This window comes from Cellulomonas sp. P22 (assembly GCF_044392165.1).
The window spans coordinates 84,964-105,870 of the sequence record NZ_JBISBW010000015.1 but is presented as its reverse complement, the minus strand read 5'-3'; the positions used below and the strand labels follow the sequence as shown (position 1 = coordinate 105,870).

Genomic DNA, 20,907 nt, shown 5'->3' with positions numbered 1-20,907 from the left:
GCGGAGCGGCCCATGCGAAGCCGGCATAGGGGGCGGTAGGAGGCAAAAAGCCATCGGGTCGTGGCGCGCCGACGCGCGTTCAGCGCCGACAGCGAGCTTCTGTTCCCCCTGGAAAAGCGCGCCGGATGACTGGCACGCTACGCCGACCTACACCGCCTGGATCGATTCCCCGGATCCGATCGTGTTCACGTTTGCGGGACCGGGGTGAGGAACCGTCGGGACTGTCGGATTGCCGTAGTCGAAAACGAACTCGGCGAACTCACGTTTGTACTCCCGCGGCAGTTCGTTATCCGCCACGATGAACTGCAGCCGGCCGGGGTTGGTGCCGACTTGCGCGACGAAGCGTCGGTACATTTGCGCAGCCATACCCTCCGCGGTGTTTAGCGCGAGTCTCGGGCTGTCGATAAGCAAGAAACTGGGATAGCGTGTGTCGCGGCGCCTTGTCGCGACAGTCACGAGCGAGATCCAGTACGCCACCTGCGTCGCGGTAGCAATTCCGCCCGCGGAACTAACCTTCTCGTACCGCCTTCCGTTCAGCTCTGGGAGGTAGTTTGTGGGGTTGATCGACGCCATTTGGCCGTTGGGTACACCAAAGTTCTGAACTGTCCTCTGAAATTCTTCGGAGAGCTCAGTGAGCACTTCGGTCCGGCGCTCCTTTTCGTTCGACTCGAGCGAGAGAACGCGTGCCTCGAGGGACCGCTTCTCCTCATTCAAAAGCTCCACCTGGGTGCGAAGATCTTGAACTCGATCCCACTGCCGAAGAAGTGCCTCGATGGCAGCGGTCTCGACGGCGCTGCGCTCTACTCGGCGTGCGGCATCGGTGTAGGCCTGAAGCCTGGGCGAAACGCGCTGTTCCGTGCGCTGATCGATCTGTAGGGTGAGGCGTCTGATTAGACCCGTGCGCTCGGATTCGGCTCTCCGCACACCTGTCTGAGCAGATGAAAGCTCCTCAAGTTGCTGATCGATCTCGTCGAGCTGGGACCGGAGTTGTGCCATCTCGTATTGACCAGTGTCGGGCAGGTTGGCGACGACGTCTGTTTGCAAGCACACGCGGCAACGACCCTCGGGCACCTCGCGGTCCAGTGATTGCAGGCACCGCGGGCAGGCCATGAATTCGATGTTCGCCATCTTTATGCCCGCCGACGCCATCCGCTCGAGTCGGGAGATGTCCACGTGGACGCGGCGGCGTTCAACCGCGTACTCGGCATGCTGTCTCGTCAGATCGGCAGATAGCGCGCGGGCTTGCGCGACACCACGTTCGGTGTCAGCCAACAGATCTCGCAGCACCTGGGTCTCGCGATCTCCGGTTTCAGTCATCGCCGCCGACAAGCGCTCAAGCTCCAACGCCGCACTAGCGCCCTGGCTCTGGGCTTGGCCAAGACGCCGCTCAGCCTCGAAACGGCTCTCAGTGCCACTCTCGACCAGGAACCTCTCGACTGCGGACAGTTGGGCTGCCGCCTCGCCGACCTGGCTGTTCTTCAGATTTAGGTCTGTCCTGAGAGAGACCAGTTCATCAGACGTTAGGCCGAACAACAACTCAAACACGGTTCGACGCTTCGGCTCGTAGTAGCCTTGCGAGCTGCCGGCAATCTCGCGGTTTATCGCAATTTGAGGGACGTAGAGGAAGCGGAAGACGTCATTGAACGTGATTGGGGCTCCCGGCTTGCTGCTTCCGCTTGAGCGAGGGGCGGCGCGCAAACCGGTCGGCAGATCAAGGGCCTTCATCAGAAGGTCGCTAACTCTCGGCTGGAGCCGATCGACGAAGTGATCCTCGAGGCTGCGCCCCGCGATCGCGTCGAACACCTCAACCTTGTTCTGGTCTTCGGCACGTAGCGAGCGCGAGAGAAGGTACTTCTCGGCTCCGAGGCGAACCGAGACCCGCACCGTCGATACGGCCGCCTCCGCGACCGACGCGAGCAGGCCATCGCCCCCAAGTGCGTACTTCACCAACTCCAGCAGCGACGTCTTGCCGACGCCAGTCGGACCGGCGAGGACCGTCAGATCGGTACCAAAAGTATAGCGAACGGGGCCGCCGGAAGTCTGGAGTTCGATCTCGTCTATGCGGAACGTCGTCGTCATGTGATCAACTTTCGATGGGCTCGGTCCATCAGATGAGGAAGGCGTTCATAGATCAGGAGTTTGAGAGCGTTTCCTGTCATTCCGGCCGCAGCCGCGGCCACCGCGGAGCACTGGTCGTGAACGGCGGACCAAGTGCTTTCCTTGACTATGTCCTGGACGAGTCTTCGGCCATGGGTGGTCGGAGCCAGGGCTACGCTTCCCTGTCTGCCTTTTGTGTAGCGGAGCAGTCCCTTCGAAACGAGGGCGCCGATGATTGGGTAGTACTTGTCGTCCCAGGGCCCATACTTATAGCGAATCATCGGGTCTGCCACCGATGTCGGCTCGGCGAGCTCGTACGACGTCAGGTGCAGTTTGGGGTCGCTGTCCTCCAAGGAGTCAAGGACGACGGGCGCCAGGCCGGGGTAGCGAACGAGGAAGTCGAGTTTTGCGAGTTTGGTGAGGCCGTCCAATTTGCCCGCGTTCCCGGGCTCGCCGGCTACCGCCGTGACGAGGAGCAGGATCCGGGTCTGGTGATAGACGAGGTCGTCCACCGCAGAGCTGAGGGCCTCAGCGGCCGCGCTTGGGGCCGTCACAGGCGGTCCTCGGTGAGTTGCCGCAGGCGGTCCGCGGCGTCGAACGGTTCGGAGTACCACACCTTGCACGCGTTCGTGAGGTACGAGACCCCGCCGAGCAGCATGTCACTGTCGATGCTCGCCACCGGTCCGGTCCCAGCCTCGCGGGTCAGTCGGTCTTCGAGCTCCGCCCAGAGCGCTGCACCCCAGTGGCCAGTACTCGTACGCACAGCGGCGGTGGCGTGATCCGCGACGCGCAGCAGAAGTAGTTCGACCTCGGCAACGCGCGCACCTGGTTGCGACCTCTGCTCGCGCCGCCAAGAGGCGAACTGACGGCGGAGTGCTTCGGCTCGTTCGATCGAGGTGGCCGCACACCGCCCTTCGCTCATCTTCACCGCAAGTCGATTTGTGACGGTGACGCGCGGCAAGGGCATGAAGGCGGCAGGCGAGCTGACGGCGAAGGACATCGCGATGTGTGCGTCGGCGACGGTGATGGTCCGGCGCTCGAGGTCAGGAGTGGTGGAAGGGTCAAGGGTTGGAAGGAGACCCCGGCGCCTCGGGCCTGCCGCTCGCATTCGACCGCGAACCAGCGAGAGGACCGCCTCCCATACGGCAGCGGCGTGTTGAGGTTGGCCGATGGCCTTCGCGATCGGTTCGGCGTACCCGGTCGGGGCAAAGTCGGGAACGTGCTCTCTGCGTGGCAGTCCGTGGTCTAGTGTGAGGCGGTTGATGAACCGAGAAATAGTGGCGGGCAGATCATCGATCTCGGGATGACCATCGCTTTTCCGCCGATCCGCGACGCCCTGGATCAGTCGGGTGTATGCCCGGTGGGCTGCGGTGTCGGCTGGCGGAGAATCCGATGTCCCGCATAGATCGAGAATGTGGCCAGCGTCGGCTGCGAGACCCGCGGTTGTCACCAGTCGCGCTTCGAGAGAACCCCCGAGTTCGTGCCACCGGTCGAATAGGTGATAGACGCCGCCAACGGTCAGGAGGCTCGCTGTGGTTGTGAACGCTCCGAATTGAGGATCCTTGTGTTTGGCCGAGACGAGTTGAACTTGGCCGGGTCGGATTCGCACCCAGTCTTCGTGGTATTCACACACCAAGCCGCGGTCGATGGCGGCGCTCGGATCCATTCCCTGGTCAAGTACCTCGAGGTACAGTGCCAGGAGATCCGCGGTGGCCATCATCGCTTGCCACTCGTACCGGTCGAGTGTCTCGGCGCCTGCGTCGTCTGGTGGCGTCGCGGGATGCAGGGCGGCTCCCAGTGCTGTCGATGCCGCGCCGCTCATCTGGCCAATCTAGGGTCGAAAGTGGCATGCGTGGAACAGATCACTCGTTTGGCCTCTAAGGGGCGGCGCATGAGGCAAGGGTTCGCGTACTCGGCGGGCCGCGCCGCCTGCCGAGCAGCGCGCTTGGTGCAGGCCGCTTCGGGAGTTCAGGAGAGTCGTGGTGCCCGAGCGGCACGTGCGTCAGCCGCTGGTCCGCTTGCGCCGGCCCAGCCACCGCGTTGGCCAGGGCGAGGCCAGGTAGCGCCGCCATCGGCACGTCGGCATTGGACGCGTCGGACGAGTATCGCCGACCGTGGATGCCTGAGGAGCGGTGCGGGCTCGATTTCGCTCGGACCAGTGCTGAGTCCGAGTTAGGTGACGAGCGAGCGAAGCTCTTCACTGAGCTCTCCAAGAGCGTGCGTCCAAGTTTGGCCCTCGACGAAGTGGTTGAACCCGATGCTCGCGACGAGCAGGATCGTCGCGACTTCCTCCGGGACGTTGGTCGCGCGTTGCGACTCGCTGAGCAGGATCTGGGACGCGTCGGGTGAGCTCATCACGTATGCCTCAGCCCCCAAGAGGCTGGGGTGGCAGTAGCCGGTCTCGTGCAGCCACGCCACGTGTAGGTCCGACTGACCGAGCTCGCTCGCCAGGTTCGCAAACTGGACGTTGCGATCCTGCGAAGAGGGCTCGAAACATCATCTCGGCAATCGTGTCGAACACGTCCTGCGGGACGCTCCAGCGACCGTCCATCGCCGCCTGCATCCTGCGAGCGCGGTACTGGCTTGCGCGTGAAAGGCCGCGGTCTCAGTGGGTCAACGCACCACGATGATCACTTCGTGGAGGCAGACGTGCAGGCGTGCGGGTTGACGGTTGAGCAGCAGGACGAGCTGTGGCGACGGTGGCGGGAGGGTGAGGCGCTGCGCAGCGTCGCCCGCCAGCTGGGGGCGCCGGTGCATCACATTCGCCGGTACGTGGCGCAGACCGGCGGGGTGCGGCCTCGGCCAGCGGGCGCTCGGCGCGGTACTTGTTGCTGCGGGAGCGTGAGGAGATCTCGCGGGGGCTGGCGGCTGGACGGAGCATGCGGCAGATCGCCGACGCGCTGGGCCGGCCACCGTCGACGGTGTCGCGGGAGGTGGCTCGCAACGGCGGCCACGACGCCTACCGGGCGTATGACGCCGACAGGCGAGTTGCAGCAGTCCTCCAGCGCTTTCGCTGCTTCCTCCTCCGACGCGAGCCGCGAGACGCAACTCTCCGCTGTGGCGGAGTCCGCGGCGCCGCCACAGGAAGCAGCCGATGCGAGCCTTCGAGTCCTCTGTCTCGGTGTGATCTCAGATCCTCGGTTCGTGCTCTCCGGGGTCGTCGATCCACGAAGCCCCGACCGCCTCCAGCGGCACGTCGATCAGGTACTCGTTGCTCGGTTGGCAGAGCTGACTGGTGTCTTCCCTGTCGACTCGCGGGTGCTTGGGCGCGCTCGAGTGTTGTGCATCGATCTCGCCGCCGCCGCCGCTGCCGCTTCTCGGCCCGGTCTGGTGGCTGAGCTTGCACCCCCGCTGTAGCGCGCTGCTGCCTCACACCGCTGCGTGCTGGTTGCCGATCCCCGGGCACTGGGGACGTTCCAGTGTGGGTACGCCGCGTTCCGCGTTCGCCGACACCTGACGTTCCCGAAGCGGCATGGCCACGGTCTTGGAGATTCCGCGCCGCGTCGCAGCTCGGGTGCGGTGTCGCAGGTCAGAGTTAATCCACTCATCACCCAGAGGCCCGGGTGATGAGTGGATTCACTCGTGGAACCCACCGGAGAACACCCGTGTCGTTCGCCGGGGCGGTGGGGCCGCCCTGGTGCCGACGGGATCCAAGGTACCGCCTCGTCAGGGGGCTGTTCTGCTGGCGCTGGCGCGCACTGATGGCCGTCGGTGGCGGGTCGGTGGAACCCTCCGGATAGCTGCGGTGCAGTTCTGGCCGGTGTCTCGACCACCCAGCGCCCCGTCGGCACGAGGAGGCTCGGTGTCGGCGGGACGCTCGGGTGGTGGCGTGCGGCCGTCAGAGCCCGGTCAGGGCGCCGTGAGTGCCGAGCGCCAGCCGCGCGAACCGCTCGCCCATGAGCTGGTGCGTCGCGGCGTCCGGGTGCAGCCCGTCCGGCAGCGGGTGGGCTGCCTCGTCGGCCGGGCCGTACAGCTCACGCCCGTCGAGGTACGCGATGTGCGGGTCGTCGGCCGCGCGCTGCTCCACCACGCGCTCCAGCTGCTCGCGGATGACCTCGAGCGTGAGCCGGCCCGCGGGCACCTCGGCCGGGTCGCCGGTGGCGAGGAACCGCACGGTGCCGGTGCCGAGCGACGCAGGGTCGACCGCCCCCGGCCCGGGCGTCCGCTCGTGGATGGGGCAGAGGATCGGCCCGACCACCAGCAGCGGGGTGTCCGGGTGGCCGTCGCGGATCGTGTCGAGGAACCCGTGCACCGCGGGCACCAGCGCCCGCAGCCGCATGGCGTCGGCGTTCACGATGTTGATGCCGATCTTCACGCTGATCAGGTCGGCCGGCGTGTCCCGCATGGTCCGCGCGGTCAACGGGTCGAGCAGCATGCTGCCCCCGAACCCCAGGTTGACCAGGTCCACGCCGGTGGTCGCGGCGGCGACGGCTGGCCAGGTGCCCGTGGGGGTCGCGGCGTTGGAGCCGTGGCTGATGCTGCTGCCGTGGTGCAGCCACACCGGGCGGCCCGCCGTCGGCGCCGGGTCGACCGGGGCGTCGGCGCGCAGCGCCACCAGCTCGGTCAGCTCGTTGTGCGGCAACCAGATCTCGACGGTCTTGTCCCTGTCGGGCAGGCCGCCGAACGTCACCGTGCCCGGCGCCCCCGGCCGGACCTCGCGCGATCCCGTCTGCAGGTCGATCGCCAGCACGTCGCCACCGCGCACGACCCCCTCGGCGGTGCGCACGCCGTCGACGGTCAGCTCGTACACGCCGTCCGGGCGGGCAGGGGCGCCGAGGTACGCGATCTTCGTCGGCCGGGTCGTCAGCGCGAGCACGGTCGCCCGGGTGCGCAGCACGAGGCGGACGCCCGACGGCTGCGCCTCGGCCATCAGCAGCTGCGGGTCGGGGTACTGCCGGCGTGCCCACGCGGGGAGCCGGTGCGGCCGGACGCCGTCGGCGGTGCGCTCCAGCTCGACGGCGCCGCGGAGCAGCGCGTCGGTCAGGGGGATGTCCTGGGTGGTGCGGTCGTCCATCGGTCTCGTTCTCGTGTCGTCGGGGTGGGGGGTCACGCGGCCGGGGACGGCCAGTGCCGGAGGGCGGCGTCGAGGGCGTCGGTCACCCGGCGCCACGACGTCTCCGCGTCGGGCGTCGAGTGGTCGAACCCGCCGTTCGCCTGCAGCCGGACGAACCCGTTGACGGTGCTGCCTACCAGCCGCACCGCGTGCACCTGCTCGTCGGGGGCGAGCCCGTAGCCGTGCAGGGCACCGCGCATCAGCGCGGACACCCGGGTGCCAGCGGCGCCCGCCTGGGCGAGGTCGACCCGCGCCTGCGTGGCCGCCCACCGGCCGGGGTGCGCGTCGGCGTAGCCGCGCACGGCGCCGACCAGCGCCTGGACGGCCTCTCGCCCGGACCGGCCGGCCAGGGCCATCGACAGGCCGTCGCCGAGCTCCTCCAGCGCGCGGACGCTGATCCGGGTGCGCAGGTCGTCGGTTCCGCGGACGTGCGCGTACAGGCTGGCGGGCTGCACGCCGAGGCGTCGAGCGAGCGCCGAAACTGTCACCTGCTCGAACCCGACGGCGTCCGCGAGGTCGACGGCGGCGTCGGTGACGGCGTCGACGGTTAACCCGGCGCGTGCGGCCATGTGCGGGCTCCTTGTCTACGGATCGGTGTTCCTAGACTACACCTCGTAGACACGGCCACGCTTGGAGTGCGCATCTGCTCACGTGGGGCACGATCGGCGCGTCCTGCCAGGAAGGCCCTGACGCTCTACGCTCGCGTGGTCGCGGGAGTACACACGTCGCATCGGTCGCAATCCGGGCAGATGCGGGATCGTCAACACACACTGGGAGCCCAATGCACTCGCACCGCGCTCGACCTGCTGGCGCACTGCCCGCGCTGACCACGCCCACGCGTGCACGCGCGGTCATGGCAGGCATGCTGGTTGCGCTGAGCTGCGCCGCCTGCACCCCGGGGGAGGGCGTCGCGCCGATGACGACGCCGTCGGCCACCGGAGCCGTGGCAGGGACGGTGGTCGCGCCCGTGGTGCGCACGGTGACGATCGGCGGCGACCAAGTCGAGCTCGCGGTCGGCCCGGTGGCCGTCCACGGGGACGTCGCGGTCCTGCGGCTCGCGGCGCCCACCGATCCGCCCGCTCTGCGCATGGCCTTCTGGGAGGCCTTCGAGGGCATCAGCACCCCAGGCCCGAACGGCGCCCGACTGATCGACGTCGCCGAGGGCACCGTGATGACAACCCTGCGCGACAGCAGAGACCTCGCAGTGACGAGCAGGAACGGCAGCCCGGAGGGTCCCGCAACCGAGGCCGCGCAGCAGGCCGCGGGAGAGGACACCGAGGTGGTCTACGCCGCATTCACCGTTCCGGACGGTGACACGGTCGACGTCCTCCTGCCCGAGGCGGGCTGGTTCGAGGGCGTCCCCGTCGTGGACGCCGCGGCAGCCGGGGCATTGACCGTCCCTCCGGCCGAGTTGACGGACAACGACATCACGGACCAGGCGCCGTTCCCGCTGGAGTTCTACACCGAGCAGGTCGACGGGCTGGTGCGGGCGCGGCAGACCCCCACGGAGGTCACCCTCGACATCGCCTCTGACGTGCTCTTCGCAGTCGACTCCGCCGAGCTGGGTGCCGATGCGCAGGCGGCTCTTGCCGCGGCCGGCGCGCAGGTCAGCACGTATTCCGGCGGGCAGATCACGATCGTGGGGCACACCGACGACGTCGCCGACGAGGCCCACAACCTCGACCTGTCGCAGCGCCGGGCCGCGAGCGTGGAGCAGCAGCTGAGCACTCTGGTCGACCTCTCGGGGTTCGACGTGTCCGTCGAGGGGCGCGGCGAGAGCGAACCCGCCATGGCCGGGACGAGCGACGAAGCGCGAGCGCTGAACCGCCGGGTGACGATCACGTTGGTGCCCGCAGAGGAGGCCGCGCCCGCGCCCGCGGCGCCGGGTGACTCCGCGGCGCTGCCCGAGGCCACCGGGCCTGCCGCTACCGGGCCTGCCGGCGTGACGGTGCAGGACGGTAAGAACAACTACTCGGTGCGACTCCCGCAGGTGCGCCGGGTCGGTCCGTACCTGGTGGGCGAGCTCGAGTTGACGAACCTGGGGCCCAAGGACCTGACCGATGGAGTGCTCGCCTCTGGTGTGTCCGACACGAGGGGGCAGTTCGACCCCAGCCTCCAGCTGGCGGCTACGAACGTGAGCCTGCTCGTCGGCCGTAGCCGCGTCTACCCGGTCGACTACGTGCGGCCAGCGGTCGACATGCGGGAGCCGCTGGCTGACCGGGGGGTCACCGTCGACGCGGGCACGACGCGCGTGGTCACCGTCGTGTGGCCGGACACCGGCACGACGTCCGTCGCGGTGGAGGTCGCCCCGCGGCAGATCTCGGCGTTCGGCGGAGTCACCGTGGGCGGGGCGGCGTTCCGGCTCACCGACGTCCCTGTCGTGGACGCAGAGTAGGGCGGACCCCCTGCATCGCGGCGATGCGCGCATCGGACTCCTTGCACGAGACGAGGTGTCTGCCTGTCGTGCCGGCGCAGGTCAGGCCGCCCTGGGTCTCGCGGGGGCATGGAACTACCGTCCGAGAGTCGCCCGCGGACACCCGCCGGCGGTTCCGTCAGGGACACTAGGGAGATCAACCGTAGTTTCGACGAGGAGTCAAACGTGCCCCAGGGGACTGTCCGCTGGTTCGACACCGATCGGGGGTTCGGATTCATCGCCCTCGGGGACGAGGCCGAGGACCTGTTCGTGCATGCGTCCGAGATCGTCGGCGAGGACGGGCCGAAGGTGCTCCGCGAGGGGCAGACGGTCGAGTTCGAGCTGGGCGAGGGGGACCGCGGCCCGCAGGCGCGCCGGGTCCGGGTCACCGGCGACCAGGCCGCTGACGCGCCGGTCGGCGTGCTCGGCACGGTCACCTGGTACGAGCCGGCCAAGGGGTACGGCTTCATCACGCCCGACCGTGGCGGCGCGGAGATCTTCCTGCACAGCTCGGCCATCGTGGGCGGCGGTGTCGTCTCCGAAGGGCAGCGGGTCGCGTTCATGGTCGTCGACGGCGAGAAGGGGCCGCAGGCCGACCACCTGCTGCCGCTCGGCGCCGACGCCGCCGCGCAGGCCGGCGGGTCCGACGGGGCAGACGGCACCGTGTCCTGGTACGACGTGGACAAGGGCTACGGCTTCGTCGCCCCCGATTCCGGCGGCGCGGACGTCTTCGTCCACCACCGCGCTCTGGCCGGTGGGCTCGCCGAGCTGTACGAGGGCGACCGGGTGACGTACGACGTCGCCCCGAGCGAGAGGGGCCCGCAGGCCCGCGACGTGCAGCTCGTGCGCGGTTCGGCGCCTCAGGCGGCGCCGGCGTGGGCGCCGGCCGGGCGGCCTGGCGGCCGGTCGTCCTCCGACGCGCCTGTGCGCGGCGGCGAGGGCGTGGTCGCGCGCTACGACGCGGAGCGCGGCTTCGGCTTCATCACCCCCGATGCCGGGGGCGCGGACCTGTTCGTGCACGTGTCGGTCATCAGGGGCACCGAGGCGCTGGAGGAAGGCGATCGGGTCCGGTACGACGTGCGCCAGGGCGACCGGGGCCCGCAGGCCGACCGCGTCGAGCTGCTGTGAGCACCCTGGACGAGGTCGGCACGCGAGACGCCTGGCGATGCTGGCTGTGCGACGAGCCGGTCGACCCCGACGCGTCCGTCAACTCCGACCGCGGACCGAGCATCGATGGCGGCGCGACGCCCAAGGGCAAGAAGGCAGCACCGGGCTCCGAGCGGCTCGCGCATCGGGCCTGCAACACGCGCAAGGGTGCGGTCAAGCCCGTCGTGGCCTGGTCGTCGTCGCTGTTCGTCGTGGAGCCGGCACCGATCGTGGCGACCGTCGAGCGGCTGACCCGCAAGGGCGGGCGTGAGGTCGTGGCCCGCTGCCCGACCAAGGCGGACGGTGAGAAGGCCGCCGCCTGGCTCGTGGACCGGCTCTCGCGATTCGCCCCCGACCTTCGCGTGACCGCCGCCGTCGAACCGGGCGGTGGGCAGTTCCTCCTCGTGCTCCGCACTGTTTGAGCTTGCTGCTGGGTGGCCGTGGCGACGGTGATCTCGCTGCCGGTGGCGCTCGGCCTCGCGTTCGCGGGATGGCTCTGGACACCGGCTGTGGCTGGTGGTGAGCCCCACCCGGGCGAGGGGACTGCCCTGTGGGCGCTCTCTGGAGCTGCGCTCGTCGGTGGTTTTGTTCTCGCCCCAGGGCCGGCCCGGTCGCGCAGGCTGATCGGGGGGTCTCGGGGTAGGGGCCGCATGGTTCCTCATCGGACGCTTCGTGCTCTCTGCTCTGTGACCGCGGCCGCCGTCGAGCACGGACGGCCCGTACGAGTGGGCGTCGTGCTGCGCACCGGCGACGGCCGCCAGGTGGAACGCGGTGAGCAGCCGGGGAGCCGGCTCGACGCGCCGATCTCGTTCGCTGTCCTTACTGTGGGGAGCGACGTGGGGGGGACGAATGAACCTGACGATCAGCATTCTTTTCCGGGCGATCCCGCTGGCCATGGGGGCGGTGTGTCTCGCGTTCGGGTTGTACGTCCTGTCGGGCGGTGACGACACGAACCACTTCGTGGCAGGCCACGTCAACGTGGCGCTCACGGCGATCTGCATCGCGCTGTTCTCCACGGCCGCGACGATCATCCGCCAGCTCGTGCACAGGTACGGCAGGGTGTGGGAGATCCTGCTGCCCGTGCTGGGGTACGCGGTCGCGCTGGCCACGATGATCTGGGGCGTCACGATCGTGCGGCGGGGCGACGAGCCGCAGTTCATCGTCGCCGGGTACGTGATGATCGGCATCGGGTTCATCGCCGCGAGCGTGAGCACCGTGGCCACGGCCTCGACCAGGTTCACGCTCATCCAGACCAGCGCCGCGCGCGACGTCGGCAGCGGTCCACCTCCCGAGGCGTACTCATCGCGGGTCCGCGCCGTGCTCATCGCGGTACCGGCTGTTCTCGCGGTGATCGGTCTGGTGATCGCGGGCACGCTGTACGCGCGCGGTTCGACGCCCGAGGTCGTCGCCGGGCACGTGGTGACCGGGCTGTCCCTGGTCTGCTCCGCTCTCGTCGCGCTGGTCGCCAGCATCGTGCGCCAGGTCCGCAACGAGTTCGGTGAAGGCGAGCGCTACCGCTGGACGTGGTGGGTCGTGGCGATGGGGACCATCAACGTCCTCCTCGGCCTCGGGGTCCTCCTGGCCTCGGACAAGCCGGCGCGGCTCGCCCCCGGCGTGGTGCTGATCGGGCTCGGGCTCATCTGCTTCAGCATCGTGTCCAAGGTCGTGCTGCTCGCGCTCGTGTGGCGCCAGGTGTTCCCACTGGCCAACCGCATCCCGATCATCCCCGTGGGCACAGCGCTCACCTGCCTGTTCTTCGCGGCGTTCCTGTTCGAGGCGACCGCGCGACAGCCCGGCTTCTTCGTCGGCGCACACGTCCTCGTCGGGCTCGGGGCCGTCTGCTTCACGCTGTTCTCGATCGTGTCCATCCTCGAGGCCGGGACGTCGTCGTCGTAGCCCGCAGGAACGCGTTGGGGGGTCGTCTCGTCGGCCCCGGTGAGCTGGAGGTCTCTTCGGTGCCGGGGAGTTCTTCGGTCGCGACGCTCTTGAGGCCGGTGAACCCGTTTGTCGCGATCTCGCCTCCATCTGATCGCGGAATGTCCACCTGGTCGGTGCGCCAGGTCTGAACAACCTGCTTCGCGCGGGCTTCGACCATGTCCCCAGGCGTGAGGGGGTTCGTGGGCCAGCGGCAGATGAGTCGCATTATGCGCGTGACGTGCGCTTGACGTGTCGCCGGCGAAGAATGCCGACAACCTCGCTGGGACCATTCCTGGAGCTTCGGGTTGCTGCTACAGCGAGAGTCCCCAGCTATATCCGACAGCGGCCAGCGCGACGGTCACGACGAGGATCCCGATCCCGTAGGCCAGCGCGACGCCGTAGTTCTTCTTCCGGACCAGCTGGACCGTCTCGTAGCTCGCGGTGCTGAATGTCGTGTAGCCGCCGAGGAACCCGATGCCGACCGTGGCGCTGACCACGGGCGAGGCGACGTTGGCGGCGACCAGCCCCGTGAGCAGCCCCAGGACGAACGAGCCGGTCAGGTTGATGATCGCGGTGGGCCAGGGGAAGGACGAGCTGACGCGGCTCCGGATCTGGGCGTCCACGACGTAGCGCGTGCAGGCGCCGAGGCCGCCCGCGAGGACCACGAGGACGAACACTCCGGGCGTCATGACTTACCTCCGGGAGCCGCAGGTGTCGTCTTCTGGGCGTGCCCCTCGATGTGACGCAGCTCGTCCTCGTCCGGCTCGTGCGGGTGCAGCCGCGTGCCCAGGGCGATGCCCGCGAGCGTCGCGAGCGCGCCGATCAGCACCGTGCCGAGCGCGTACGGGACCGCGACGTTGGCGCGATCATCGTGCAGCAGGACGGCCGTGTCGGTCGCGAGCGAGCTGTACGTGCTCAGGCCGCCGCAGAATCCCGTACCGATCAGCAGCTTGAGCCGGCCGGTGAGCGCGGTGCCGGGCGCGGTGCGGGCGAGTGCCTCGTACAGGTAGCCCAGGGCGAACGCGGCGAGCAGGTTGACCACCGGCACGACCACCGGCACCTGGTCGACGTTCGGGATGGCCTGCATCAGGCCTTCGCGCGCCGCGACGCCCAGGATGCCGCCGATCATGACCAGGCCGAGCCCGGACCAGTGCAGCGGTGTTCGGTGGGGCCTGCGCGGTGCCGCGTGCGCACGCCCTGGCTCGTGGTGGCTGTCGGATGCCATGTCTCTGACGCTAGGCCGGAATGCCGTCGCGCGCGCGACTAGAGCCCGGGCCGGGCGTCGAGAACGATTCATTTGTACAGCCGTTCAGAAAGCCCGCGCACGGGGAATCCGCCGCCCACCTGCGGATATGCCCACGAGTTGTCGTCAATGGGGTTCGGCGTATCGTCAAAACGAGCACGCAGTCACAGCCGAGGTGCCACGTCATCACGAAAGGTCCCAGGACATGGATCTGACCCCGCGTGAATTGGAAAAGCTGTACGTGTACCAGGTCGCAGACCTCGCACGGCGCCGCCGCGAGCGCGGCACCAAGCTCAACGTGAGCGAAGCGCAGGCGCTGGTCTCCGAGGCCATCCTCGAGGCCGCCCGCGACGGCAAGTCGGTCGCCGAGTGCATGGAGCTGGGCAAGCACGTCGTCTCGGAGCACGACTGCATGCCCGGCGTCCGCAAGCGGATCGCCCTGCTGCAGGTCGAGGCCACGTTCCCGGACGGCAGCAAGCTCGTGTCTTGTCACGACCCCGTCGCGGTGTGACCGTGTCGATGCCGCAGCTCCGACCCGTGCTGGTCGGCGGTCACGAGAGCCGGCAGGGGGCGGACCTGGAACGTCTGCTCGCCGTCCTGCCCGGTGCCCTGGTGACCGCGCCCGGCAGGGCCCTGCACGACCGGGTGCGTGCCCTGCTGGAGTCGGGTGCGGGGCCGATCGCGGTCCTGCCGATGACCTGGGGGCGGGACCCGGTGGCGGTCGCCGACACGGCCCGCACCCTGCACTGGCTGAGCACGGGCACGGGCACGGACGCCGCCCGTGGGCGGCTCGCCCTGTGCGAGCCGTTCGGCACGATCGACCACCTCGTCGCGTTGCTGCGGATGGCGGCGACACGGACCGTGGCCGCGCAGCCCGACGCCGCTCTGGTGATCGCGGCCCCGCGGGCCGACCCGTTCGACGACGCCGAGCTGCACCGCGTCGCGCACCTGGTGCGGACCCATGGCGCCGGCCTGGAGGTGGCCGTCGCGTGCGTCGACACCGACGCCGACCTCGCGCATGCCGTCGGGCGCGAACGGCTCCTGGGCGCCGACGGCGTGGTGGTGGTCCCGGCGGGGTTCGCCGAGTCGAGCCCGGCTCCCGCTGCCCTCGACGGTGCGTCGTTCTACGGCCCGCTGCTGTCGGACCGTGCGATGGCGCGGATCGTCGAGGAGCGCGTGGCCACGGCCGTGCACGAGCTCGACCACGGCCGCGACGGCATCGACGAGGGGCTGGAGGCCGACCACGGGCACGGCTACGCCCACTCGCACGAGAGCGTGCCGGGTTCGGGCGCTCATCCGCACACCCACGGCCACCAGCACCAGCACCAGCACCACGATGTCGCGGCGGCCCTCGCGCCCGTCGCACCGGGCCCGACGCGCGCCGACGCACCCGCGCCGGCGCACCTGTGACGCCGCACGCCCCGACCCCAACCACCACGTGGAGGGACACACGATGCTAGGCAGCCCCAAGTACGACCACAACGAGAAGGACATCGAGATCAACGCCGACCGCGCGAAGGTCACGCTGCAGGTCGCCAACACCGGCGACCGCGCCGTCCAGATCGGTTCGCACTTCCACTTCTTCGAGGTCAACCGCGCCCTGCTGTTCGACCGCGAGAAGGCGTACGGCATGCACCTGGACCTGCCGGCTGGCACGGGGGTGCGGCTCGAGGCGGGCGACACCCGCGAGGTCACGCTGGCCGCCTACGGGGGCGGACGTCGCGTCATCGGGTTCAACAACCTCGTCGACGGTGGTCTCGACGCCCGCCAGACGCGGCTCGACGCCCTGCGCCGTCTGGCGGAGTGCGAGTTCAAGGACGGCGCGCCGAGCACGCCGAAGCCCGACGCCACCCATGGGGGGGACCACTGATGGCGATCCTGTCACGCAAGCAGTACACCGACCTGTTCGGCCCCACGCGGGGCGACAGGATCCACCTGGCCGACTCGAACCTCGTCATCGAGATCGAGAAGGACTACAACGAGGGGCACTACGGCGACGAGATCGTCTACGGCGGCGGCAAGACGGCGCGCGACGGGATGGGCGCCGACCCGCGTGCGACAGCCCCGCAGGGCGTGCTGGACCTCGTCATCACCAACGCGATCATCCTCGACCCGGTGCTCGGCGTGATCAAGGGCGACATCGGCGTCAAGGACGGCAAGATCGCGGGCGTCGGCAAGTCCGGCAACCCGCACCTGCAGGACGGCGTCGACCCGCGTCTCGTCGTGGGCACCGGGACGGAGCTCATCGCCGGCGAGCACCTCATCGCGACCGCTGGTGCCATCGACCCCCACGTGCACTACATCTCGCCGCAGCAGGCCGAGGCCGCCCTCAGCAACGGCATCACCACGCTGTTCGGCGGCGGGACCGGCCCCAGCGACGCGACCAACGGCGTGACCACCACGCCCGGCGCCTGGTACCTGCACCGCATGATCGAGGCCGCCGAGGACGTCTCGGTGAGCATGGGGTTCTACGGCAAGGGCAACGGGTCGCTGCCCCAGGCCTTGATCGAGCAGCTCAAGGCCGGCGCCGCCGGGCTGAAGGTGCACGAGGACTTCGGCGCCACACCCGCGGCGCTGAGCGACGCCCTGTCGGTCGCCGACGAGTACGACGTGCAGGTGGCGGTCCACACCGACAGCCTCAACGAATCCGGTTTCGTCGAGGACACGATCTCGGCGATCAACGGGCGCACGATCCACACCTTCCACACGGAGGGCGCAGGCGGTGGGCACGCCCCCGACATCATGAAGCTCGCGAGCTACCCCAACGTGCTGCCGTCGTCCACCAACCCGACGCTGCCGTACACGGTCAACTCGGTCGACGAGCTGCTCGACATGGTGATGGTGTGCCACCACCTGTCGCACGACATCCCCGAGGACGTCGCGTTCGCGGACTCGCGCGTGCGCGCCGAGACGATCTCCGCGGAGACCGTGCTGCAGGACGAGGGCGTCATCTCGATGTTCTCGTCCGACTCGCAGGCGATGGGTCGCATCGGCGAGTCGGTGATGCGCGCCTTCCAGACCGCGCACCACAACAAGGACAAGCGCGGCAGGCTCGCGGAGGACACCGAGCGTCACGACAACTTCCGGGTGCTGCGCTACCTGGCCAAGGTGACGATCAACCCCGCGATCACGTGCGGCATCTCCGACTACTACGGGTCGCTGGAGGCCGGGAAGCTGGCTGACATCGTGCTCTGGCCGGTGGGCTCGTTCGCGGCCAAGCCGAAGATGGTGATCAAGGGCGGCGTCATCAAGTGGGCGCTCATGGGAGAACCGAACGCGTCGCTCCCGACCCCGCAGCCCGTCTTCTACCGTCCGATGTTCGGGGCGTACGGCCGGGCGCAGCAGAGCACCCGTGTGACGTTCATGTCGCAGGCCGCGATCGACGCCGGGGTCCCCGAGCAGCTCGGTCTGCGCAGCACCGTGCTGCCTGTGCGCCGTACCCGCCAGCTGGGCAAGGCGCACATGGTCCGCAACGACCGGGCACCCGATGTCTACGTCGACCCGGAGACGTACAAGGTGACGCTCGACGGGGTCCCGGCCCACATCGAGCCCGCGAAGTCGCTGCCCATGACCCAGCTGTTCTTCCTGGCCTGAGGAGCGCCGTGCCGACGACAGCCGTGCCGACGACCGACCTGCCGAGCAGCGACCTGCGCGCGCTGCTCGTCAGCCTGCAGCTGACGGACTCCGCGTTCCCGAGCGGCTTCTACACGATGTCGCACGGGCTGGAGGGCTTCAGCCAGGCACGGCTGGTCGATCGGGGCGGCGTCGAGGGCCTGCTGCGGGGGCTGCTGCTGCACTCCGTGGGCCCGGGCGACGCGACCGCGCTCGCTCGGGCCCACGAGGCGGCGGCCGTGGGCGACTGGGACCGCGTCCGACAGGTGGATCACCTGCTGTACGCCACCAAGCTCAACGCCGAGATGCGGCGAGCGTCGGTGCGCAGCGGCCACCAGCTGTCCGACGTGGCGGGTGCGGCCCTCGGGGGGCCGGTGCTCGCGGAGTGGGCGCGGATCCTGGCGGCGAAAGAGTCGCCGGGATGCCAGCCGGTCGCCACGGCGGTGGCCTACGCCGCCGCGGGGGTCGGGACGGCCCAGGCCGTCGCGTCGGACCTGTCGGCGTTCGCGGTCAGCGTCCTCGGTGCCGCCCTGCGGCTCCGGCTCGCCGACCACCGGCAGGTCCAGGTCATGCTGCACGCCGTGGGTCCGGTCATCGCGCAGGCGGCCGAGGAGGCCGTCGCCCGCGACCTGGCCGACCTGGGGGGCTGCGTCCCGATGGCGGACGTGATGTCGGCCCAGCACGAGCGTGCCGAGGCGCGTCTGTTCACGAGCTAGCACGCACCGGCGCGGGGACGCACCGCCGGACGAGAAGGGGAGAGCGATGAGCGAGAACGTGCTGAGGATCGGCATCGGGGGACCGGTGGGATCCGGCAAGACGGCGCTGACCGAGGCCCTGGTGCCGCGGCTGATGGCCGCCGGCAGGCACCCCGCGGTGATCACGAACGACATCTACACGCAGGAGGACGCCCACCACGTGCGCCGCGAGCTGGCCGGCGTGCTGGACCCCGAGCGCGTGATCGGGGTGGAGACCGGCGCGTGCCCGCACACGGCCGTCCGGGACGACCCGACGATGAACCTGGCGGCGGGTGCCGAGATGCTCGAGCGGTTCCCCGACGTCGACACGCTCCTCTACGAGTCTGGCGGTGACAACCTCACCCTCACGTTCTCCCCGGCGCTCGTCGACGTGTTCGTCTTCGTCCTGGACACGTCCGAGGGCGAGAAGATGCCGCGCAAGCGTGGTCCGGGCATCACGGACTCCGACATCCTCGTGATCAACAAGATCGACATCGCGCAGTACGTGCGCACGGACCTGGGCGTCATGGAGTCCGACGCGCACCGGGTGCGCGAGGGCAGGCCCGTGGTGCTGACCAACTGCCTGACCGGCGAGGGCGTCGACGCGCTGCAGGACCAGATCCTCGCCGCGTGGGACGGCCGCACGCGCGCCCTGGTCTCGTGATCGTGAGCGCCGACGTCGTGACGGACCCTGGGGTCCCCGCGGTCCGCGCGACCGGACCGTCCGACGCGCCGCCGGACGTCGCCGGGCAGGTGGCACCCGCGTACGGCGGGCGTCGGCTCCAGCCGGCCTACTACCTGCCGGACCACGTCCCGGCCGAGGTGGCCCGGTACGCCGGCGTGCCCGACATGCTGCCTGCGGGGAGCCCGGGGAAGGTCGGCATCCTGGACCTGCGGTTCGAGCGGACAACCAACGGCACGGAGCTGGTGGCGCACTACCAGAAGTCGCCGTTGCAGATCATGCGGCCGCTGTACTACGACCCGCTGCGGCAGGACATGCCGTACGTCTACCTGATGTCGACGGGCGCCGGGATCCTGCAGGGAGACAGGCTGCGGACCGACCTGAGCTTCGGCCCCGGCACGAGCGCGTACGTCACCACGACGGCCTACACGCGCGTGCTGCGGATGGAGCAGGACTACGCCGTCGCGCTGATCGACGTCGACGCCGCCGAGCACGCGTACGTGGAGTACATGCCGGAACCTCTCGTCCTGTTCGTCGACTCGCGCCTGTACCAGCGCACGCGCCTGACGGTCGCGGAGTCCGCCACCGTCGTCGCGGGCGAGACGCTCGTCGCCGGGCGGCTGGCCCACGGCGAACGGCACCGGTACGCGGCGCTCGCCGCCGACCTCGAGATCAGCCGACCGGACGGGACGTGCCTCGCGGTGGACCGCGTACGGCTCACCCCGACGGACCGCGGCACGGGCGGTCTCGCCGTGCTCGCCGACCACGACGTGCTGGCGATGCTGTACGTCGTCACCCCGCTCGCGTCCGCCGCGGACCTGGCCGACCTGCTGCACGCCGAGCTGGCCGGGGCCGAGGGTGTCGTGCTGGGCGTCAGCGCCCTGCCGGGGGACGTCGGCGTCTGGGTACGGATCCTCGGCGACGCGACCGAACCCGTCGCGCACGCCACCGCTCTCGCGTGGCGGGCGCTGCGCCTGCGGCTCACAGGCCGGCCGGCACCTGTCGTGCGCAAGACCTGAACCGGGCGCCGCCCACGGTGAGCCCGCCGGCACCACCAGCACGGACAGGAGAGCTCGATGGCAGCGACAGACGCCACAACGCCGACCGGAGGGGTCGGTGCCGCCCTGGACGTGCGCTCCCTCTCCGACGGCCTCTCGCAGATCTTCTTCCAGCGCAACGTGTGGACGGGTCTGCTCATCCTGGCCGCGTTCGTCGTGGCCGACTGGCGGATGGCGCTGCTGGTCGCGATCGGCACCGTCGCGTCGACCCTCACGGGCGCTCTCATGGGGGCGCAGAACGTGCGGCTGGGGATGCAGGGGTTCTGCGGCGCCCTGCTCGGCGCCGCCGTCTACACCGCGCTCGGCTCCCAGGGCTGGGCCTACCCGATCGCCGCGCTCGGCGGGATCCTGTGCGCACCCGTGACCTGGTTCTTCGTGTGGCTGTTCGCCACCCATCCCCTCGCCCGGTTCGGGCTTCCGGCGACCACCGCACCGTTCTGCGTGGTCGCCGGCGTGATGCACGCGACCACCTCGGGCCTGCAGGTCAGGTCCCCGGCCGTGCACGTCGTGGAGGACACCGGCGTGACGTACCTCCAGTCGCTGCTGACGAACGTGTCCGAGGTCGTCCTGATCAGCAGCGTGTGGTCCGGCGCGCTGATCCTGCTGGGCCTGTTCATCGCGTCGTGGAAGGTCGGGCTCGCGGCCGTGATGGGCAGCGCGGTCGGCAGCCTGTGCGCGCTCGCCCTGGGCTGGGCCGAGGCGGACGTCGCCGAAGGGCTGGCCGGCTACTCCGGCGTGCTGACCGCGATCGCGCTGTCCGTCGTCTTCCTGCGCAGCAACGTCGCGTCCTGGCTGTACGCGGTCGTCGGTACAGCGGTGACGGCGGTCGTCACGCTGGCCATGAACGACGCGACCGACGCCCCGCACTACACGTGGCCCTACATCCTGACGACCTGGGTCCTGCTGATCATCGCCACGGGCATCCGCGCTCTGCGACGGCCGTGACCCTGCA

The 20,907-nt window shown here is 69.8% G+C and carries 21 protein-coding genes; 13 read left to right on the top strand and 8 right to left on the bottom strand.

What is annotated here, in order from left to right; translation table 11 throughout:
* Positions 1-147 precede the first annotated feature (147 nt).
* From ACGIF2_RS15695 to ACGIF2_RS15680, 4 genes are all read right to left on the bottom strand, one after another.
* Entirely contained in the window at positions 148-2,079 is a 1,932-nt protein-coding gene (locus ACGIF2_RS15695) for a hypothetical protein (protein WP_396046973.1), read from the bottom strand.
* Positions 2,076-2,651, bottom strand: coding sequence for a hypothetical protein (locus ACGIF2_RS15690; protein ID WP_396046975.1), 576 nt, complete (start codon positions 2,649-2,651; stop codon positions 2,076-2,078). The genes ACGIF2_RS15695 and ACGIF2_RS15690 overlap by 4 nt, the downstream gene beginning before the upstream one ends.
* Positions 2,648-3,919 carry a hypothetical protein gene (locus ACGIF2_RS15685; RefSeq protein ID WP_396046977.1) on the bottom strand — a complete coding sequence of 424 codons (1,272 nt, stop codon included), beginning with the start codon at positions 3,917-3,919 and terminating at the stop codon, positions 2,648-2,650. Before ACGIF2_RS15685 ends, ACGIF2_RS15690 begins: the two co-directional genes overlap by 4 nt.
* A 350-nt stretch (positions 3,920-4,269) precedes the next feature.
* Entirely contained in the window at positions 4,270-4,452 is a 183-nt protein-coding gene (locus ACGIF2_RS15680) for a hypothetical protein (RefSeq protein ID WP_396046979.1), read from the bottom strand.
* Between the two features lie 470 nt (positions 4,453-4,922).
* Here ACGIF2_RS15680 and ACGIF2_RS15675 point away from each other — a divergent pair, with 470 nt between their 5' ends.
* Positions 4,923-5,435 carry a helix-turn-helix domain-containing protein gene (locus ACGIF2_RS15675; protein ID WP_396047941.1) on the top strand — a complete coding sequence of 171 codons (513 nt, stop codon included), beginning with the start codon at positions 4,923-4,925 and terminating at the stop codon, positions 5,433-5,435.
* 500 nt (positions 5,436-5,935) lie between these two features.
* Here ACGIF2_RS15675 and ACGIF2_RS15670 read toward each other — a convergent pair whose 3' ends face one another.
* Both ACGIF2_RS15670 and ACGIF2_RS15665 read right to left on the bottom strand, forming a co-directional pair.
* Positions 5,936-7,111, bottom strand: coding sequence for a GDSL-type esterase/lipase family protein (locus ACGIF2_RS15670; protein WP_396046981.1), 1,176 nt, complete (start codon positions 7,109-7,111; stop codon positions 5,936-5,938).
* A 32-nt stretch (positions 7,112-7,143) separates the two neighbouring features.
* Positions 7,144-7,719: a TetR/AcrR family transcriptional regulator gene (locus tag ACGIF2_RS15665; protein ID WP_396046983.1), complete on the bottom strand. Its 576-nt coding sequence runs from the start codon at positions 7,717-7,719 to the stop codon at positions 7,144-7,146.
* Positions 7,720-8,066: 347 nt separating this feature from the next.
* Between ACGIF2_RS15665 and ACGIF2_RS15660 the strand changes: the two genes are divergently transcribed.
* The 4 genes from ACGIF2_RS15660 to ACGIF2_RS15645 all read left to right on the top strand — a co-directional run bounded on the left by ACGIF2_RS15660 (position 8,067) and on the right by ACGIF2_RS15645 (position 12,605).
* Positions 8,067-9,545: an OmpA family protein gene (locus tag ACGIF2_RS15660; RefSeq protein WP_396046985.1), complete on the top strand. Its 1,479-nt coding sequence runs from the start codon at positions 8,067-8,069 to the stop codon at positions 9,543-9,545.
* Positions 9,546-9,749: 204 nt separating this feature from the next.
* Complete coding sequence (locus ACGIF2_RS15655) at positions 9,750-10,691, top strand: cold-shock protein (protein ID WP_396046987.1); 942 nt, start codon at positions 9,750-9,752, stop codon at positions 10,689-10,691.
* Entirely contained in the window at positions 10,688-11,131 is a 444-nt protein-coding gene (locus ACGIF2_RS15650; RefSeq protein WP_396046989.1) for a hypothetical protein, read from the top strand. The genes ACGIF2_RS15655 and ACGIF2_RS15650 overlap by 4 nt, the downstream gene beginning before the upstream one ends.
* Before the next feature lie 427 nt (positions 11,132-11,558).
* Entirely contained in the window at positions 11,559-12,605 is a 1,047-nt protein-coding gene (locus ACGIF2_RS15645) for a DUF2776 family protein (RefSeq protein WP_396046991.1), read from the top strand.
* 332 nt (positions 12,606-12,937) lie between these two features.
* On the opposite strand, the gene crcB is transcribed toward ACGIF2_RS15645, so the two are convergent.
* Complete coding sequence (crcB, locus tag ACGIF2_RS15640) at positions 12,938-13,315, bottom strand: fluoride efflux transporter CrcB (protein ID WP_396046993.1); 378 nt, start codon at positions 13,313-13,315, stop codon at positions 12,938-12,940.
* A complete protein-coding gene (locus ACGIF2_RS15635) occupies positions 13,312-13,851 on the bottom strand; it encodes a fluoride efflux transporter FluC (RefSeq protein ID WP_396046995.1) in 540 nt (179 codons plus the stop codon). The genes crcB and ACGIF2_RS15635 overlap by 4 nt, the downstream gene beginning before the upstream one ends.
* 223 nt (positions 13,852-14,074) lie before the next feature.
* Here ACGIF2_RS15635 and ACGIF2_RS15630 point away from each other — a divergent pair, with 223 nt between their 5' ends.
* Genes ACGIF2_RS15630 through ACGIF2_RS15595 form a run of 8 tightly spaced genes read left to right on the top strand, consistent with a single transcriptional unit; the run spans position 14,075 to position 20,900 of the window.
* Entirely contained in the window at positions 14,075-14,380 is a 306-nt protein-coding gene (locus ACGIF2_RS15630; RefSeq protein ID WP_396046997.1) for an urease subunit gamma, read from the top strand.
* Positions 14,381-14,382: 2 nt separating this feature from the next.
* The gene (locus ACGIF2_RS15625; RefSeq protein WP_396046999.1) at positions 14,383-15,279 is read left to right on the top strand and encodes a sirohydrochlorin chelatase; all 897 of its coding nucleotides are present in this window, start codon (positions 14,383-14,385) and stop codon (positions 15,277-15,279) included.
* 43 nt (positions 15,280-15,322) lie between these two features.
* On the top strand, positions 15,323-15,739 hold the full coding sequence (locus ACGIF2_RS15620; RefSeq protein WP_396047001.1) for an urease subunit beta: 417 nt from the start codon (positions 15,323-15,325) through the stop codon (positions 15,737-15,739).
* Complete coding sequence (gene ureC / locus ACGIF2_RS15615; protein ID WP_396047003.1) at positions 15,739-17,463, top strand: urease subunit alpha; 1,725 nt, start codon at positions 15,739-15,741, stop codon at positions 17,461-17,463. The genes ACGIF2_RS15620 and ureC overlap by 1 nt, the downstream gene beginning before the upstream one ends.
* An 8-nt stretch (positions 17,464-17,471) precedes the next feature.
* Entirely contained in the window at positions 17,472-18,197 is a 726-nt protein-coding gene (locus tag ACGIF2_RS15610) for an urease accessory protein UreF (RefSeq protein WP_396047005.1), read from the top strand.
* A 46-nt stretch (positions 18,198-18,243) separates the two neighbouring features.
* The gene (gene ureG, locus ACGIF2_RS15605; RefSeq protein ID WP_396047007.1) at positions 18,244-18,879 is read left to right on the top strand and encodes an urease accessory protein UreG; all 636 of its coding nucleotides are present in this window, start codon (positions 18,244-18,246) and stop codon (positions 18,877-18,879) included.
* A complete protein-coding gene (locus ACGIF2_RS15600; protein ID WP_396047009.1) occupies positions 18,846-19,916 on the top strand; it encodes an urease accessory protein UreD in 1,071 nt (356 codons plus the stop codon). The genes ureG and ACGIF2_RS15600 overlap by 34 nt, the downstream gene beginning before the upstream one ends.
* Positions 19,917-19,973: 57 nt before the next feature.
* Positions 19,974-20,900, top strand: coding sequence for an urea transporter (locus ACGIF2_RS15595; protein ID WP_396047011.1), 927 nt, complete (start codon positions 19,974-19,976; stop codon positions 20,898-20,900).
* Positions 20,901-20,907: the final 7 nt, after the last annotated feature.

Bases quoted from the DNA above. Each gene is read 5' to 3' on its own strand.
- ACGIF2_RS15695 (WP_396046973.1), bottom strand. From the start codon at position 2,079: ATGACGACGACGTTCCGCATAGACGAGATCGAACTCCAGACTTCCGGC.
- ACGIF2_RS15685 (WP_396046977.1), bottom strand. From the start codon at position 3,919: ATGAGCGGCGCGGCATCGACAGCACTGGGAGCCGCCCTGCATCCCGCG.
- ACGIF2_RS15680 (WP_396046979.1), bottom strand. From the start codon at position 4,452: ATGAGCTCACCCGACGCGTCCCAGATCCTGCTCAGCGAGTCGCAACGC.
- ACGIF2_RS15670 (WP_396046981.1), bottom strand. From the start codon at position 7,111: ATGGACGACCGCACCACCCAGGACATCCCCCTGACCGACGCGCTGCTC.
- ACGIF2_RS15665 (WP_396046983.1), bottom strand. From the start codon at position 7,719: ATGGCCGCACGCGCCGGGTTAACCGTCGACGCCGTCACCGACGCCGCC.
- ACGIF2_RS15660 (WP_396046985.1), top strand. From the start codon at position 8,067: ATGACGACGCCGTCGGCCACCGGAGCCGTGGCAGGGACGGTGGTCGCG.
- ACGIF2_RS15645 (WP_396046991.1), top strand. From the start codon at position 11,559: ATGAACCTGACGATCAGCATTCTTTTCCGGGCGATCCCGCTGGCCATG.
- crcB (WP_396046993.1), bottom strand. From the start codon at position 13,315: ATGACGCCCGGAGTGTTCGTCCTCGTGGTCCTCGCGGGCGGCCTCGGC.
- ACGIF2_RS15635 (WP_396046995.1), bottom strand. From the start codon at position 13,851: ATGGCATCCGACAGCCACCACGAGCCAGGGCGTGCGCACGCGGCACCG.
- ACGIF2_RS15630 (WP_396046997.1), top strand. From the start codon at position 14,075: ATGGATCTGACCCCGCGTGAATTGGAAAAGCTGTACGTGTACCAGGTC.
- ACGIF2_RS15620 (WP_396047001.1), top strand. From the start codon at position 15,323: ATGCTAGGCAGCCCCAAGTACGACCACAACGAGAAGGACATCGAGATC.
- ureC (WP_396047003.1), top strand. From the start codon at position 15,739: ATGGCGATCCTGTCACGCAAGCAGTACACCGACCTGTTCGGCCCCACG.
- ureG (WP_396047007.1), top strand. From the start codon at position 18,244: ATGAGCGAGAACGTGCTGAGGATCGGCATCGGGGGACCGGTGGGATCC.
- ACGIF2_RS15595 (WP_396047011.1), top strand. From the start codon at position 19,974: ATGGCAGCGACAGACGCCACAACGCCGACCGGAGGGGTCGGTGCCGCC.